A 15,657-nucleotide genomic window follows, 5' to 3' on the forward strand; every position below is an offset into this window, starting at 1 on the left:
CCGACAAATCACGGATCGCCCCGTTTCCGTCCATCAGTCCCGGCTTTTCTTGACCCGTGGGTCCGTAGCGCAGCAGTTTCATCTAAGTCTCTCCTTGCTCACACAGTCCAGCCGCCGTCGATGGCGAAAGTCTGCCCTGTAGTAAATCCGCTTTCATCGCTGGCCAGATAGGTCGCCAGTGCTGCAATCTCGTCTGCATGGCCAATCCGGCCCATAGGTTGCCGCGCGACGAAATCCTTCAACGCCTGATCGTAATCACCCATCGCGCGCAGGCGATCGTGCAAGCTGGGGCTGTCTACGGTGCCGGGGCAAATCGCGTTGCAACGAATGCCGTCTGTAATGAAGTCCGCCGCGATTGATTTGGTCAGCCCGATCACTGCGGCTTTGGACGCACAGTAGGAAAACCTGTTTGGCACCCCTTTGATCGAAGACGCCACCGACGACATGTTAACGATTGAACCACCGCCCCTGGCAACCATTCCGGGGATAACCAGCTTGGCCAGCCGGAACATTGCCTTGACGTTCAGATCAAAACTGAAATCCCATTGCGCGTCGTCGCATTCCAGAATGTTTCCGGAGCCCACAAATCCAGCACAGTTGAACAGAATATCCACTTCACCCGCAGATGCGATTGCTTCGGCCACCGCGACAGCATCCGTTACATCCAGTTTGACCACCGAGACGCGTTCGACAGCCGCAAGTTCGGCCAGCGTATCCTCGTTTATGTCGCAAGCAATAACTTCAGCGTCTTCGGCCACGTATTGTTCAACACTTGCGCGGCCGATCCCCTGCCCCGCCGCAGTAACAAGCGCTTTTTTTCCGGCCAGGCGGCCTTTTCTTGGCTTCATTTTCCTCGGTCCCAAAATTTTAGTCATGCAACAAGGCACATTCCCCAAAACGCGCAATTGCTTAGCCAACTCTTAGCCATATGGCTTCTAACCTCATTGGGTCAGCAATATTTCGCAATCTCAGGCTTGGCAGGCGCCGGGCCTCCTAAAACTCCGACGCGCTTGATTCCTCCACCTCTGTTCATATTTAAATCTTGTATTTACTAATAAATCAACATTGAAATTTTGCAGTCGGCAAAACGATGCTTTATGCATTCGCCCTAGGAGGAAGACGTGGTGGAACAAACCGAAAAGTATCGTGCGCCAGCACTCGAAAAAGGCATTGATATTATTGAGCTTTTGTCGCTCCACGGGGATGGACTGACACAAGGTGATATCGCCCGCGCTCTAGATCGGTCGCAAAGCGAAATCTACCGAATGCTGTCCACCCTGGTCCGGCGCGGTTACGTCATTCGTTCCAAAGACGACGACCTGTATTCGTTGAGCCTAAAGATGTTTGCGCTGTCGCAACGCCACCCACCGGTCGAGCGGTTGTTGGAAGTTGCCACACCCAAAATGCGCGTTACGACCCGACGCGCCTGGCAGTCCTGCCACCTGAGTATGGAAAGCAATGGTGACATCGTTGTGGTGGCCTCGGTTGCGGCACCAGGTGACTGGGTGTTCTCGTTGCGCGTGGGTACTGTCATGGGGTTGGGCAACACTGGGACAGGTCGGGTCATGGCCGCCTTTCGCACCGATCAACAGATTGAGGCTCTTCTGGACATCCACCGGCTGGCGCGAGGCGAACCACAAATTGACCGGGGCGAGTTCATGGAACATGTCGCCCGCATCAGAGAAGTTGGCTACGAAAGGATGCCATCCGCAACTGCAGTCGGTGTTACCAATCTAGCCTATCCTGTTTTCGATCATGAAGGCACCGCTATTTGCGCCATTAACTGCCCGTATGTCGAACGCATCGATCAGTTGGACGTACCTTCGATAGACGAGGTGCATCAGCAATTCCTCGACTTGTCTAAAGAGCTTTCGACCTATTACTCGGGCCGTTGAATAGTAACGCATACCGCCAAATTCCCCTGCCGCCGGTCCTACGCCGCCAAGCCACAGCGACAGCCTCGGACGTTCCGCCCGCATCAGAACAAAGCGAAATCAACCTTGTTTTGCTTTCCGACTTCCGTTCAACTGTTTTCGAGTTTGGAAACCTGAAGAACAGTGTTTCGGTGATGCGCTGATCTCGCCAAATGGAGAGCGCGACATGAATCAGTCCAAAAGCCGTCATGAACATCAATCAGACGCTGCCAGACAAGCCATGTTGGAAGAGATTGCGTCCATAGTTGAAAGAACACCTGATCCCGATCACCTTCTTTTTCAAGTCGCACTCAAGCTGAAGACCTTGTTGGTCATGGACGAATGCGCGTTCGCTTTGCTCAGTCCGGGTGGTGATTTCTATTTGGAAGGCACTACCGCACAAGCCAACAAGGATTGGGTTGTCTGGAGCTCTGAGCAAATCCCAATCGCCGAAGACTTTATCGGCAACGCGCTGACTTCCGGTAACCGACAAGTACACTTTGCTTCACCAGAGCGAGATAGCGCACATGACAGCAAGACCTCCGTCGCCACGATGGTGTTGCCTGTCAAATCTCTTGGACGAGTTATTGGCGCCATCCTACTTCAAGGCGAGCGGGCGACCGAATTCAGTGAGACCGACACGAACGTCGCACACAGCGCTGCGATCCTTTGTGCAACGGCGTTTCTTGACCGACAATTACGTGTTTCGCGACCAGATCAACAACTGGACGGACTCGTCGATGCCATAAACACAATTCCAGAAGGTTTCGCTCTGTACGATTCCGAAGACCGGTTGGTGCTTGCGAACAAGACCTATCGAAAAATGCTGTATCCAGGGCATGAAGATCTGGTCAAACCAGGTATGAGCTTTGAACAGGTTGTTCGAAAAGCTCTTTCGCTCAATGTGATTGCTGATGCGGTCGGGCGCGAAGAAGAATGGCTGGTGCAGCGCTTGAAACGCCATGCCAATCCCGAAGGCACCCAGATGCAAAGCCGAACATCCGGGGGGTGGATAAAAATAAGCGAACGCAAAACCCGCGACAACGCCACAGTCGCGATTTACAGCGACGTGTCCGAGTTGAAAAAAGTCGAAGCACGCAATGCCGAGCTGGCACAGATACCCGAGGAAAACCCCAACCCGGTGATGTGCATCAGTAGCGATGGTACTTTGATATACGCCAACAGAGCCAGCAAGCCGATGTTGGACGCGCTGAGCCTGAATGTGGGAACGAAGGTTGGCTCGGATTGGATGCAGCGTGTTGAATTGGGCCTGCGAGAAAATGAACGGCAAGACTTTGAATACCAAGCAGGCGGCATGGTCTATACCTTGCTGCTCTGGCCGGTTCCCGACGCTGAACACGTCAATCTGTATGGCCGGGATGTCACGCAACTGAAGCAAGCCGAAAACCGGATGCGAGAATTGGCTCGTATCCCGGAAGAAAATCCAAATCCTGTACTGCGCATCAGCAGTCAGGGTCAGTTAATCTATGCAAACAAAGCAAGCGCCCCCTTGATCAACGCATTGCAACTAAAAGTCGGGGATCGCGTAGGGACCGGCTGGCGCAAACGCGTTAGCAAGGGTTTGCAATATGATGAACGACAAGATTTCGAGTATGAAGCGGGCGGCCTCATCTATTCCCTTCTGCTGTGGCCCATTGCGGAAGGCGGGTACGCAAACATTTATGGCCGTGACATAACCACCCAAAAGCAAGCGGAACGTGAGTTGCGTGTGGCCCGAGACATCGCGGAAACTGCCAACAAGACCAAAAGCACCTTTCTTGCAAATATGAGCCACGAGCTTCGCACGCCGCTGAACGCGATTATAGGCTATAGCGAATTGATGCTGGAAGAAGCCATAGACCAGAATGACGAAGCAAACGTGAGCGATCTTCGTAAGATTCAGTCGGCTGGCAAACACTTGCTCGCATTAATCAACGACATCCTTGATTTGTCCAAAATCGAAGCTGGGAAGATGGAATTCAATCTCGAATCCTTCGACGTCGCCCAGATGGTCAATGATGTCGGCACAACTATGCAACCGCTGGCCGAAAAAAACCGAAATACGCTGAAAATTCAATGCTCCGAAGGCATAGGTGACATGGTCTGCGACCTGACCAAGATACGTCAGGCGCTTCTCAATCTGTTGTCCAATGCTTGCAAATTCACCGAGAACGGAGACGTCGTGCTGTCGGTTACACCGTCGAGCGAGGCTGATTTAATCGAGTTTTCAGTTATTGACCACGGGATCGGAATAACGCCAGAGCAAGTCGACCGGGTTTTTGAGGCATTCACCCAAGCGGACTCTTCTACGACACGAAACTATGGCGGGACTGGTTTGGGCTTGTCGATTACCAAGGTGTTCTGTGAACAGTTGGGGGGCGACGTTCATTGCACTAGCGCTTTGGGCGAAGGCTCCACTTTTACAATTAGACTGCCGCGCATCTGCCAAGATCCGTCAGTTGATCGGCTAAAGGTCTCGGACTTCTCCCAAAACGATCCGAACATTGATCCGAACGCTCCGCTTATCTTGCTGGTGGATGATGACCCTACTGTACATGACCTATTAGGTCGGCGACTGCATCGGGAAGGATACCGGGTTTTGGCTTCGACTAGGGGTGAGGAGGCTCTGGAGCTCGCTCGGACAGTGCGGCCAGATGCGATAACCCTGGATGTGTTCATGCCTGAGGTCGACGGCTGGGCGGTTCTTTCCAAACTGAAGGATGATCCCGAACTGGCTAATATCCCGGTTATCATGCTTACCTTTGCAGAAGACCGTCAACGGGGCTTGTCTTTGGGTGCTAGTGAATACCTCGCCAAGCCGATTGATACCATCGAACTTCTGAGCGCCCTAAAGGACCATTGCCCCAGTCAGCCGACGCCGAGCGTTCTGGTTGTCGAAGACGAAGCAGCGACCCGCGAATTCATCTCCCGCGTTCTTGAGAAGGAAGGCTGGAAGATAGATCAGGCTGTCAACGGGCTGGATGCGTTGCATCAGCTTTCGGAAGCAGTGCCCGATGTAATATTACTTGACCTCATGATGCCCGAAATGGACGGTTTCGAATTCCTTGCGAGGATGAGGAAGAATGATCAGTGGAAAGAGATACCCGTTGTTATCGTGACTGCTAAGACTCTGTCGAACGAAGATCGGAAACGTTTGAATGGTTCCGTTCAGACGCTGATCCGCAAGGATGGAGATGAAATCGAAACCATCTTGAATCAGTTGAATGAAATTCTGCCACGCTCAGCTTCACGGACATTTCGGTCGTGACCGACCGACCGGACACCAAAGCCCAACAAGCGCAAGCATTGTGGTTAGCGAATTTACGTCAGACGCTGATATCTCCGGTCAGCGTGATTGTCGGGCTTTGCGATATACTTGAGAACGAAGCTAGACGGATGGCCCCCGAGGATGCCGTATCCGACCTGAGCCGTATTTCCAGAGCGGCAACCGAATTGAACGCATTTGTCGATCAGCTGCTTCGTCCCGAAATGGCGATAAAGCTGACAATCAGCAGTGATGAAGGAATAAAACGACTGCGTCACGACTTGCGAACACCCATGAACGCAATCAAGGGCTATAGCGAAATGCTTCTGGAGGATTTGGAAGCACTGAACGCAGGTCAATTGAAACCCGACATTCTGGGCCTGCTTCAGCACACCGACGCTTTGCTGCAACATATCGACAGGCTGTCGGCTTTGTCCGACCATCAACCGAACGGGGGGTTTGGCCTTCCCGAAGCGTCCGACGACGCCGCCGAAATGTTCACAAAACTCACCCAGAGCATGCAGTCTACCCAACAAATTGCGGATACCGCCGGGCTGATCGGGCGCATCCTCGTTGTGGATGATCTTGAGGCAAACAGAAATCTTTTGGCTCGTCGGTTGGAACGGGACGGCCATGAAGTCAAAACCGCGGACGGAGGGCGAATAGCCCTGAAGATGATGGCGCAACACGCGTTCGATCTGGTTTTGCTTGATCTAATGATGCCCGATATTGACGGCTTCAATGTCTTGGCCCGGTTAAAGGATGATGACGCTTACCGCGATATTCCGGTCATAATGATCTCGGCCCTGGACCAACTCGAAAGCGTCGCGCGCTGCATCGAGGCCGGAGCCGAGGACTATTTGCCCAAACCGTTCAACCCCGTCCTACTGAAAGCCCGGATCAGCGCCGCCCTCGAAAAACGGCGTTGGCGGGACCGCGAACGCGAGTACCTTCGGCAAGTGGAATCGGAAAAACAAAAATATATGGAACTTCTCCACAGCATCCTGCCGCAGAAAATCGTGGCACGCATGAATGACGGTGAAACAATGATCGCCGATCGCCACAGTGAAGCAACTGTTCTGTTTTCGGACTTTGTTGGATTCACCGAGTTGTCGTCCAAACTGCCGCCTGCCCATGTGGTTCACAACCTCAACCGCGTTTTCTCAGACTTTGACGAAATCGCGTCAGAACTCGGCGTAGAGAAGATCAAAACAATCGGGGATGCGTATATGGCTGCCGCTGGCGTTCCGGATCATCGGGGTGACCATGCCGAAGTGGTCGTAGAAATGGCACTTCGCATGTTGGCAGCGGTCGAATTTCTGAACCATGAATTGGATCACCCCATGGATGTCAGAATTGGCATCCACAGCGGACCCGTGGTCGCTGGCATAATTGGATCACACCGATTTCTCTACGACGTTTGGGGCGACACAGTGAATATGGCTAGCCGTATGGAATCAACCGGTGCGCCAAACCGGGTTCAAGTTTCCGAAACAACAGCCAAACAAATCGAACACCGATTTGACCTTTCCGAACCTGCCGATATTCGTGTCAAAGGCAAAGGTCAGGTTCGTACGTTTTTCGTTATGCGGCGCAAACCTGCAGCGGGATAATTGTGCAGCCACTAGGACGCGGGCAACAGGTTTTCCATCTTTTCCAGTAAGCGGCTAAGTTCAACGGGCTTGGTATCGAAATCATCACAACCCGCGTCCAACGCTTTTTCCCTGTCGCTGGCCATTGCGTGAGCAGTCAACGCAACAACCGGGATCGAAGCTGTGTCTGAGTTGGCCTTGATGCGCCGTGTTGCCTCCCAGCCATCAATCTCAGGTAAGCTCATATCCATCAATATGATGTCCGGAGACTGGCTGCCCGCCATGGCAACGCCCTCTAACCCGTCTTTTGCAACCACGACCGCAAACCCTTTACGGGTCAATCTGCGCGATAGCATATCGCGGTTCATTTCATTGTCTTCCACCAGCAGAACTTTAACCAAAATCCACCCCCCCAATGCGCATCCGCGCGTTTTACATTTCAATCGGCTTAAATCGGGACAAAACGATGGTCGCAGCCCACCCTACCTCCGGCACAGCGTTCCCCGAAACGATCAGCTTATAATCTCGACAATATAGATGCATGCAACGACAATCTGGCCCGAATAGCCGTCATTGGGTCCGGTGCGATGGTTATTCGAAAAATCAAATAGCAACAGCTTGGAACAAGTATTGCGGTAGCCCGCGACCCCGTACGACACGGGCAACCCAAATTGATCACCTAGTCGCCACACCGAAAAGTTATAAGCATACAAGCCAGATAGGTTTTTTGTCCTGCTGTTTGGAAACAACGTAAATCTCGTCGACGTAGGGGTGCGACGACAGATTCAGTCTGGATGCTTTGGGATTTTCGTGAACTGAAGGGCGCTGATGAAATCAGCAATTAAGTTGAATTTTGAAGTGATCTTTTGTCAAATCGTTACGTGGGGGAAGCCATGGCGATTGACAAGAAGAAAACAAAAGAACTCAAGGGGCATTTTGCGGCTGCTCGAAAGCGGGAACTGAACTTTGCGATCTGTCTGGGCAAGACGACTGAAAACCTAGTCTTCCTGGTCGATCGCATTTTGGCGCCCGACGCATTGACCAAACGCGCAAAAAGCGAAGGTGAAACACAAAAACTTTCCTCTGGCACAATGTGGTGCGACGGAAACACGCTTAACCTCCATTGCCAAAGTGACGTGGTCGCGCAACTGGCCAAGAAAACGAAAGAGTTCCTTAAACTGGCCGAGGCTCCGATGCGGGTTGAAGTCTTCGGTCCAGAAGACAAACCTGAAAAACCAGTGTTCAATACCGAGCCTGCTGCAGATGACGCCGACGATGATACTGCGCCGGACCCTGACGCAATTGAATGGAAGACGTTAAAGGACAATCTGGCCCCTGACGTAGCCGCGTTTCTGAAAGCCGGTGAAGGAGACGTGTCCAAAATTCGCACGGCCTGGGGTTATGCCCTGAGGATAGGCGATGAGGAAAATGACTATCCAGGGGCAATCAAGGTCGCAAAAAGGCTCAGGACCGCGCTGCAGGCCCCGGTTACCTCGGATGATGGACAAGACGCAAAACCTGTCGATCTCAACAAGAAGCGCTGGCAAATCGGATCCGAAAAATTCGCACCTGTTTTCAAGTCCGCTTTAAATGCGGGCCTTCTTGATCCCGACAAGGCCAACCCAATCTGGGACAAGGCCGAAGCAGCGGCGAAGGCAGGCAAATATTCCGATGCACTCAAGATCCTAAAAATCCTTTCCGATAAGATCACTGCCGCCAAAAAGGCAGGCATAAACACTGCCAAGCCGGAAACAACGAATGGGCCCGATCCAACATCCGAATTGCAGCGGGTTGCCAAATTATTGAAGTCGGCACTGGACGAAGGCACTCAAGGGCTTGAGAAAGCACTGCACACATTCGCGGCCTCCAAGGCCATGGTCGCGGGTGGCGATACAGCGGCGGCTCTTATCCAGCTTGAACAGGTCGAAAACGCCATCGCACAGGCAAAACGACCGGATGAACCTTCCGCAAAGCTGGCGCCTGAAACAGAAGGTAAAAAGGTCGCGGCCCGCATTCGCAACATCTGGGACGAAGCGCACCGGGATGTATCTGGCCAGATCGATAAATTGAGGCAAGAACTGTCTGCCTTTGACGACCCAAATTGCCAGACCCTGTCGGAAAGCGGTCTGACCGGTTTTTCTGAAAATCTGTTCGTGCAATTGAACGCAGCCTTCATCGAACTGGACCGCGCAAACGAAACGCGCCTGCCAGATGCGTTGGATACAGCAGAAAAAGCCTTTGACGACATGGCCAGCTTTTTGTCGAGCAATCCGGCAATCAAGTTGATCGACACGAATGATCTTGGGGTCTCCATGTCTTTGGGCGCGGTTCTGGGTGATGCGGTTACTAAGATGAAACACGTCCTGAGGGCAGGTTGATTTTCAAAACGGGGGGCGCGCATGCGCGGCGAAAAAGACGAAGATTGGCATGAGGCCAGAGCAAAGGATTTCGCAGCCAAACTGATGGCGGCATTGCGGCTGAAAGCCGTTGTAGTTCCAAACGCCGCCAATGTTGAGGAGCAAATCGCCGAGGCCTCCGAGGCGCTTTATTCCCTTGCGGATGACGGAACCGATTTCGAAAAATTCAAACGTGGGAATTTCACTTTCACAGACAAAGAGATTGACGCATTCGACTTGACGACGAATGAGGTCAAACTGCTGAAAGCCTGGCGTCACCCAATAGATTTTCGCGCACGTCAACAAGACGAAAAACAGCTCAAGAAGAAAATCAAGGCGCTCAATACTTCTATTGATCTTAAACTGAAAACCATCAGCGCGGATCTTGCGGAAGAAGACGATCGGTTCACAAGACGAGGCCAGCGGGTACTGAAACGTTCGGCGAAATTGGCAAAAAAATTGTCAGAAGCGGGTCGGTATAGCGATGCACAGGCCGTGTTGAATGGGCTTCTGTATCTTGAGACCTTGGAAAAGCTGGCATTGTCCAACGAAAAACCCGCAGCCGCTCCAGACGGAGAGCTTCAGGGCAATTCAGATGTGAAAGTCAATGTCGCCCAAGCCGTTGACGAGCGAAAATCAACCGAGGAATTGGCTGAAGAGGCGAAGGAAGATCAGCTTGAACACACAGCGCGCGACGCGCTGGCGACACTGAACTATATCAAGGACATCCGCGCTGCCGCAGGACAGCTGAGCCGCAGGTATGCAAACGACAAGGCGCAAACCAAAACCAAGGCTTATAAAGCCCTGGTCGATTTTCAGAGCGCAACGAAGAGCTACAATCTGAAATGGAAAGACTCTGATGATGTCCTGAGCCACTTCGGCAACGATCCGTCGAAACTTAAACCCTGGCAAGATAACGCGGCCAAGCATATCCACACCGGAGAAATCATCCTGAAAGCCGTTTTCCGAAAAAGCGCAGAATCGCATGAAAGCGCTGTCGGAAATTACCTCAGAGTGAAAGATCACGAGGTTCAGCAAAAAGAGGCCGACGCAACCGGACACGGCAATATCAAAACAGCGCGCGGGGTCTCGGGCTTGCCTCAGGATATCATGAAACCGTTGGCCGCCAAGCTCGAGGTGTTACAGATGCTGGCTGCTTCAGAGGAATTGGGTCAGGCCGACTTCCTTCTACTTCGAGATTTTGAAAACCAAATCTCCGAGGATCTTGATGTTCTGAAGAAGCATTCCGATAACTACAAGGCTTACGAGAAATGCGCAAAACGCTACGAAGCACTTCTCGAACATCGGGTGATTAAGTATTCAGACTTTGCAAAAGAATATTTCCAGGATGAACTGGACCTGCAAAACCGTAACATCAAGGACCCGGAAAAGCTGGCTGAAGCCTTGAAACGATTGCAAAAACACGAAGATTTGCTGAAGGCTCGTATCAAATCCCTCGAATCCTATCGAACAGACTACAAAGACTTCAAAGATAAGTTCGACAAAGCCAAGAAGGATAAGACCAAGGCGTTCATCGCTCAGTTCAAGAAGACCCTCAAAGTGTTTTGCGAGAAGCTTTCGCAAAAGAACGGCGAAAACACCATCCGCGGCTTAAAGATTGACTCCGAGACGCAAAAATCCCTGGAACAGGCCGCCGACCGCGAAGACTATGCAGGTTTGTACGACAGGTTGTTCGACGGAATTTGGGGAGAAGTCGACATCGGTAAAAACAGCTCTGTTAAGAAAGCTGACCGAAAGTTGGATAAACTGACCGAACGTATGGACTGGAAGATAAACAGTCTGGTTCGAACCGAAAAAGCACTTTCCGGGCTGCCATCTGGGCAGCTGAGCGTGGATGAGCTGACTGACAAATTAAAACGCCAAGACGCCAGCGCTCTGGCTAGAACTATCTTGGACGTAAACAATTCAGGCGACCTTAACGACAACCTCAACAAGTCAGAAGCAAACTTTAAAGAAGCGCAAAAGACCCTGAAAAACTTCGTCAGCAAGGAAAAGAAAAAGCTGAAAGGGGCTGCACGCGACAGTTTCGAAAGCAATGAGGTTCTACTCAAGGCATTGAAAACACGCGCTAAAACCGCCGCAACCCCTGAAGACTTCGATGAATTAACGATTGAGGCTGAACGTCTGTTATCAGAAGCACGTGATTTCGCAGAAGCAAATGTGCCATTGAAGATGTCAAAAGATCAGAGCTCGAATGAAAAGTTCGCTTTGATTTTGCAACGTCTCCGTGACAGCCTTTCTCCTTTTTACGACGGGCTTGAGGCTTTTCACAGAGAGCATGTTCCGGCGGTCGCGAAGAAAGCCCGGAAGGTCAAAGATGAAGACCCGACCGCCAAAGCCTTTGTCAGTCTTTACGACGCGAATAAAAAGAATATTGGCACCGTGGCCGAACAGATCGAAGAACGGATGGACCTCGATGACAAATGTGGAGACCTGATAAAACGGTCCAAGGGTCTGGGCATGCCTGAACTGATCGCCCTGCGCGAAGAAGCCTTTACCGTGATCCGAAGAAATCGACGGTTCCTGGAAGAAACAATGATCGGCGGTCTGATCAAGACAAACCCGTTCGACAACGGCCGCCCTGTGCGCCGCCTGCTACATTTTCTGGAAAAGACCGAAGCCGACTTACTCGCCGAAGTTAAACAGACCTAAGCCAGGAGAGCGAAATGTCATTTGAAGCAGAACGTGTCTGGATGACGAAGGTCTTTGGCGACGGCGGCCAGTTGACTCAGAATCTTCAAGACGAAATCGACAATCTCATCGCGCGTGAAAAGGCTATTGAGGCGCTCAATTCCAGTGAGGACTTCGGAGAAACAAAACAAGCGCTGCGCGACGGTCTGCGTGAGTTGGGTCTTGTCGTCGAAAAAAAGAACCACAAACTTAACCAGGCGATGGCTCTTTCCAATCCAGTGTTGGGGGCTGCCTGGAACGCGGCAGACGTAAAATTCCCGAAGACCATTAAAGTACTGGCGCAAGTGGACGGAGACAAAATCCCGGTCGAAATCGAGGACAGTGAATGGGACAGTTTTGCGGATCGCGCGGGCGAGTTTGTAAGCCTCAAGAAAGGTGAGGAGACATTCGAATTCAAGTCCGAAGCGGCGGCCACCGCGATCCGCGAAATCTTTGACATGTTGCGGCCGCTGGTTGAAAAGTCGAACGAATTGGCGGCGATGGTCGACAAAAAAGGTGAACGCCTGTTCAGCGACCGAGATATCGAAAAAGAATTGTGGACACCGTTGGTTCGTGAAGGGGTTATTCCGTCAAACCTTGTGCCTGACAGTTTCTCGGAAGGTATGCAGGTGTTCAAGAATGCGGCCGCCGTCTACACCGAATTGATGGCCCGCGAAGAAGGTAAGGAGATGAAGGTGGCGGGGGTCGACAAGGCGCTCCGCCGTGGCAAGCTGCTGATGACGGCCGCCAATCTTGGGGCCAGTCAGGCGCTTCACTACGCCAATATCTCGATCACCGAAGCCAGTCGCGAGGATTTGGCGAAGTTCATCAACTTCAAGGAAGAAAACATTGCGCTGGATGAAGACCTCGACGTCGACGAGATGCCCGACGAGTACAATGACCTAGTGATAGAAGGTAAAACCGTCGCCGAGATCAAAGCATTGCCGAAAGCGGACAGACCCGAGATCACCGAAGCCGACCTGACCCAGGCTAAATACCTCAAGGACAATCCAAACGAGGAAATTCCCTATAAGGACTGGTTGGATAAGGAGGAAGCTTCGCTGTCCGAGCAAATCGAAGAAGAAAAAGACCCCAAAAAAGTCGAACAGCTTCGCAATGAAAAGGACGGGGTTCGATACGAGAAAAACCGCCTCAAGTTCGGTGGTTTAACAATTAACGACGAGAAAACTCTGGATGAACTCGCTGCAGACGACAAGAAAGTCACCCAGTTACAACTGACGCGCGCCGAATTCGAAGCGCAAAAGAAAGATGGTGTTAAGGACTACGACAAATGGCTGGACGCGCAGATCAAAAGTGCGGAAGGCGAGGAAAAAGAGAAATACGAAGCCGCGAAGCTGACACAGCAATACGGAAAGTTCGTCGCTCAGGACGCCGCACGCAAATGCGGAGCCGCAGCAGCCATTGGAGCGGTTGAGGCCGCTCAGGCCTATAGGGCGAAACAGGAAAAACGGCGCGATATTGGTATTCAACTGGCAGGTGCCTTTGCTGACTCGGTCGCGGCAGGCATCACTAGCGCAACCGAAGCAGAAGACCTGACCACGAACGCAGATACCCAGAACCGTCAACACAAAACCAAATTCGGGATATTGGCAGGCAAAGCGGGTTTGAAAGCGGTGTCCAAACTCACTCAGGTCGCCGAGGGCAGGAAAACCCTGAAAGACCCCCGCGAGCTTGTGGTCGGAGCCATCGCCGATATCTGCGACGCTGCGGGCGAGTCGATGTCAGCATCGGGAACCAAGGGCGACGACGGTGGCTGGGGCGACACCGGAAATGACAGCCGGGATGAGGCATCCTCCTGGGGCATGCTGGCCAAGGGAATGGGTCTTTCGGTTACAATGATCGACAAGATGGTAGCCGCCGCGCAGAAAGGCGACTGGGACGATTTCGCCAAGCAAGTGCTTCTATTCACGACCTCTGGCCCGTTTACCGGAACAGCCGGGTTGATCGGCGACGCGGTCCGTGACGACAAGGATGCCGATGACATCGAGGCCGGCTGGGGTGGCCACGGCAGCGATGCAGATTTTGCCGTCACCGCCAGAATTGAAGAAGAACATGCTGATGGCCAATCCGAATTCGGGATGAGCAAATACATGGCCACAGTCAACGACCAGCGCGACATTATGGAGGAAACAAGAGAACTTTCGAAACAGATGGCCGATGAGAGCTTTCGCAAGGACAAGGTCAAAGTTCAGAAGGCGTATCAAAAAATTAGGGACACGGCCAAAAGGCTGAACATCCCCGAGGATCAAAAGGACCTCAAGCTGTTCATGTCACTGGATCCGGGCAAACTTGACCCCGAAACGGTCGCAGTCGAGGTTTACAAAATGCTGACTGTTTGCGAACGCGCTACACATAATGATGTCCGCGCCGTCGCAGATATGAACTTGTCGAAAGAAGATGAAAATAAAATATTGGGTCAGATGGAGCTTTTGGGCGATCGTGTCGATAAGCTGCAGGATGATCCGGACGGGGACAACCCAGAAACCGAGGACGAAATCCGCGGTCTCTATGACGACATTTCGAAAACTCTACTCAAGGACCCGGGGTTCCGCGCTGTTATCGAAGCCGACATGGAGGAAGAAGACGCCTGGCTTGAAGACCTCAAAAAGCAGGCCGATTTGAAGCGTTTGGATAAATTCAATGCGGACCCCAAACTCTATCAGGAAGAGTATGAAAAGGCGATGTCAGCGGTCGAACAGCTGACACTTGAGGTGAAAAAGACCGAACAACGTATCAAGATTGCCGATCAGGCCAGTAAGGGGGCGACAGGTATTATGCTGGCTGCGGTACCCGCGGCCGGATTGATTGGTAAAATTCGAACTCTGGTCATGGATAGCGTTAAGCTGCACCGACGACGCAAATCCCTGTCCAAGTGGTCCCGCGAAATGAACGCGATCGCCGGAAGCTACAGCCCATATGAACCTGCTGTGGTTGGGGAACGCGATGCGCTGATCAAAGGCACCATACACGACGCTGCCGAAGTTGCTGCTGATATTGCTGGTGTCGGTGCAGAAGCTGCGCGTCTGGCCGATCAAACTCACGTCGGCGCGGCAGCTATGACCAGCATCGAAAAGATCGGAAAATTCCTGAACAAATTCTGGTTCGAGAAATACTCGCGGGATCGGATCAAAGAGGGATGGGAGTTGTTCCTGCTGGCCAGGGCAGAACCCAAAAACCGGAGGCTGGCCCGCCAGGCGATCAAGGTTAACACGACGCTGGGCAAGTGTGTGCTGGCTTATGGTGCTTGTATAGACGGTGACGCACAGGCGCGCCGGGCGTTGCAAAGCTGCGGGCTGACCCCCGAGGTGTTTGAAGACTCCGATGACGTATGTCAGGGTGTCGTCGAATATCTTCGCGCGGCATTGCAGGACAAGGAATTTGAGACCATCGGCTCAAACGCGGATGTCAGCTGGTTACCATGCGATATCGAAATGAATATCGAGTCCTGGTCAATGATCAAAGCCAGCGCGGTCAAATTGAAACCAGGATTAGACCCGAAATATTTCAAGACTGCCGAGATCAACGCGCTTTTGTTGGACTTCGAGATTCCAAAAAAAGGCGCATCGAAACAGGAACTGCGCGACGCGGCACGGATTGGAAGTGACCTGTCCAAGGCACTGGACAAATTCCGGCCGCTGGATACGCAAAAAAACCTTCACTCGCCGATGATCGTAGTCACACAGGAACTGAAACATAACGTGGATGTAGCGAACGATCGCATCATCGCGCGCGTTGCCAAAATCCCTGACGATTGACAGACAGCGGGAGATGCAGAACGC

The 15,657-nt window shown here is 52.3% G+C and carries 8 protein-coding genes; 6 read left to right on the forward strand and 2 right to left on the reverse strand.

The features are described from left to right. Nucleotides 1-98: 98 nt before the first annotated feature. Nucleotides 99-848 (reverse strand): SDR family oxidoreductase, encoded by a 750-nt coding sequence (locus AC2TAD_RS20685; protein ID WP_480870120.1) that lies wholly within the window; start codon nt 846-848, stop codon nt 99-101. Nucleotides 849-1,124: 276 nt separating this feature from the next. On the opposite strand from AC2TAD_RS20685, the gene AC2TAD_RS20690 reads away from it, so the two are divergent. The 3 genes from AC2TAD_RS20690 to AC2TAD_RS20700 all read left to right on the forward strand — a co-directional run bounded on the left by AC2TAD_RS20690 (nt 1,125) and on the right by AC2TAD_RS20700 (nt 6,791). Then, nucleotides 1,125-1,895, forward strand: a complete 771-nt coding sequence (locus AC2TAD_RS20690) for an IclR family transcriptional regulator (RefSeq protein WP_480870123.1) — start codon at nt 1,125-1,127, stop codon at nt 1,893-1,895. A 205-nt stretch (nt 1,896-2,100) separates the two neighbouring features. Further along, a complete protein-coding gene (locus AC2TAD_RS20695; protein WP_480870125.1) occupies nt 2,101-5,181 on the forward strand; it encodes a response regulator in 3,081 nt (1,026 codons plus the stop codon). After that, nucleotides 5,178-6,791, forward strand: a complete 1,614-nt coding sequence (locus AC2TAD_RS20700; protein ID WP_480870128.1) for an adenylate/guanylate cyclase domain-containing protein — start codon at nt 5,178-5,180, stop codon at nt 6,789-6,791. The genes AC2TAD_RS20695 and AC2TAD_RS20700 overlap by 4 nt, the downstream gene beginning before the upstream one ends. Nucleotides 6,792-6,802: 11 nt before the next feature. Here AC2TAD_RS20700 and AC2TAD_RS20705 read toward each other — a convergent pair whose 3' ends face one another. Then, nucleotides 6,803-7,171, reverse strand: coding sequence for a response regulator (locus tag AC2TAD_RS20705; protein WP_170355278.1), 369 nt, complete (start codon nt 7,169-7,171; stop codon nt 6,803-6,805). Between the two features lie 492 nt (nt 7,172-7,663). Here AC2TAD_RS20705 and AC2TAD_RS20710 point away from each other — a divergent pair, with 492 nt between their 5' ends. From AC2TAD_RS20710 to AC2TAD_RS20720, 3 genes are all read left to right on the forward strand, one after another. After that, entirely contained in the window at nt 7,664-9,148 is a 1,485-nt protein-coding gene (locus tag AC2TAD_RS20710; protein ID WP_480870131.1) for a hypothetical protein, read from the forward strand. Nucleotides 9,149-9,403: 255 nt separating this feature from the next. Continuing rightward, nucleotides 9,404-11,839, forward strand: coding sequence for a hypothetical protein (locus AC2TAD_RS20715; RefSeq protein ID WP_480870134.1), 2,436 nt, complete (start codon nt 9,404-9,406; stop codon nt 11,837-11,839). Nucleotides 11,840-11,853: 14 nt separating this feature from the next. Next, the gene (locus tag AC2TAD_RS20720) at nt 11,854-15,633 is read left to right on the forward strand and encodes a hypothetical protein (RefSeq protein ID WP_480870137.1); all 3,780 of its coding nucleotides are present in this window, start codon (nt 11,854-11,856) and stop codon (nt 15,631-15,633) included. The last annotated feature ends 24 nt before the right edge of the window (nt 15,634-15,657 follow it).

Source organism: Ruegeria sp. HKCCD7628, from assembly GCF_057221005.1.